Genomic DNA, 1,652 nt, shown 5'->3' with positions numbered 1-1,652 from the left:
GGACTGAGGGGGTTACGAAGGGGGGTTTGGTCAGCGTCAGGGGGGCGCGGCGGCCGCGGATGTCGATCTCGACCTCGGCGCCGTCGGGCAGGTTGGCGTCGGTGTCGAGCAGGGCCAGGGCGATGCCCTGCTTGCGGGTCGGCGAGAAGGTGCCGCTGGTCACCGTGCCGACCTGGGCGTCGCCGACGTGCAGTGTCATCCCGGGGCGCGGAATGGCCCGGTCGACGGCCACCAGGCCGCGCAGCGTCCGTCGAGGACCGGCGGCCTTCTCGGCGAGCAGCGCGTCGCGGCCCCAGAAGGCCGGCTTGTCCCAACCGACCGCCCAGCCGGAGCGGGCCTGCACCGGGCTGATGTCCCGGGAGAGGTCCTGCCCGTGCAGCGGGTAACCCATCTCGGTGCGCAGCGTGTCCCGGGCCGCCAGCCCACAGGCGCGCAGTTCGAACGCCGCGCCGGCGGAAAAGAGCGCGTCCCAGACGGCGACCGCGTGCTCCGCCGGCACCACCAGCTCGTAGCCCAGCTCCCCGGTGTAGCCGGTACGGCAGACGGTCAGCTCCACCCCGGACAGGCTGGCCGCGGAGAAACTCATGTAGCCGTGCTCGGTGGGCAGGTCCAGGGCCGCCAGCAACTCGGCCGAGCGGGGGCCCTGCACGGCCAGCACCGCGTACGCCTCGTGCTCGTCGGTCACGGTCACCTGGGCCGGCGCGGCGGCGCGCAACCGGCGCACCACCTCGGCGGTGTTCGCGGCGTTGGGGATGAGGAAGACGTGGTCCTCGGCGTACAGGTAGGCGATGATGTCGTCCACCACGCCGCCGGTGGCGTCGTCGCAGCAGAGCGTGTACTGCGCCCGCCCCGGCCCGATCCGGCCCAGGTCGTTGCTGAGGCAGGAGTTGACGAAGTCGGCCGCGCCGGGGCCGCTCACCCGCGCCTTGCCCAGGTGCGACACGTCGAAGACCCCGACCGCCGTACGCACCGCGGTGTGCTCCCTGAGCACCCCGCCGCCGGCGTACTCCAGCGGCATCTCCCAGCCCCCGAAGGGGGCGAACTTGGCGCCGGCGGCGGTGTGCCGCTCGTGCAGCGGGGAACGGCGCAGCCGGGTCTCGGCGGCGTCGTAGGTCACGTCGGTCATGGGTGGCAACTTACCGGGGGCAACGTCGCTGGTTAGCATCGGCGGGAGCCCGCCGCGCCGTCGGCGGGACAGCCATGACGTTCGGCGGGTAGGTTCCGCCGGAGACCTTCAACGCTGGTACGCGACGCCGCGACCGGCCCGGCCCGCCCGGAGTAGCTTCAGTGACATCACCCCGCACCACCAACCTGAGCCTGGTCGACACCGATCCGGCCGAGCTCGCCGTCGACGCGATCGTGATCGGCGTGCACAGCCAGACCGGAGAGCAGGGCGCCACGAGCGGCCTCGCCGGCACCCTGCTGCTCGCCAGTGGCGGGGAGAGCATCGCCGCCGCGTTCGACGGCAAGCTCACCGAGACGCTGGCGCTGCTCGGCGCGACCGGCGGGCCCGGTGAGGTCATCAAGCTGGCCACGCTGGGCACCGTGACCGCCCCGCTGGTCGCCGCCGTCGGGCTCGGTCCGGAGCCGTCGGGTGCCGCCCCGGCCCCGGAGACGCTGCGCCGGGCCGCCGGCTGCGGCGATCCGGGCCC

At 74.0% G+C, this 1,652-nt stretch carries 2 protein-coding genes; one reads left to right on the top strand and one right to left on the bottom strand.

Annotated features, from left to right (window positions below; genetic code table 11):
• The coding region (gcvT, locus tag JM949_RS35810) for a glycine cleavage system aminomethyltransferase GcvT (RefSeq protein WP_203152455.1) at positions 1 to 1,126 on the bottom strand (1,126 nt) is incomplete at its 3' end.
• Positions 1,127 to 1,287: 161 nt separating this feature from the next.
• Here gcvT and JM949_RS35805 point away from each other — a divergent pair.
• A partial coding sequence (locus JM949_RS35805) for a M17 family peptidase N-terminal domain-containing protein (RefSeq protein WP_309232464.1) occupies positions 1,288 to 1,652 on the top strand: 365 nt, incomplete at its 3' end.

The organism is Micromonospora tarensis (assembly GCF_016803395.1).
Lineage (GTDB): Bacteria > Actinomycetota > Actinomycetes > Mycobacteriales > Micromonosporaceae > Micromonospora > Micromonospora tarensis.
Note: the sequence above shows the minus strand (reverse complement) of the source record. Positions and strands in the feature narration are given on the sequence as shown.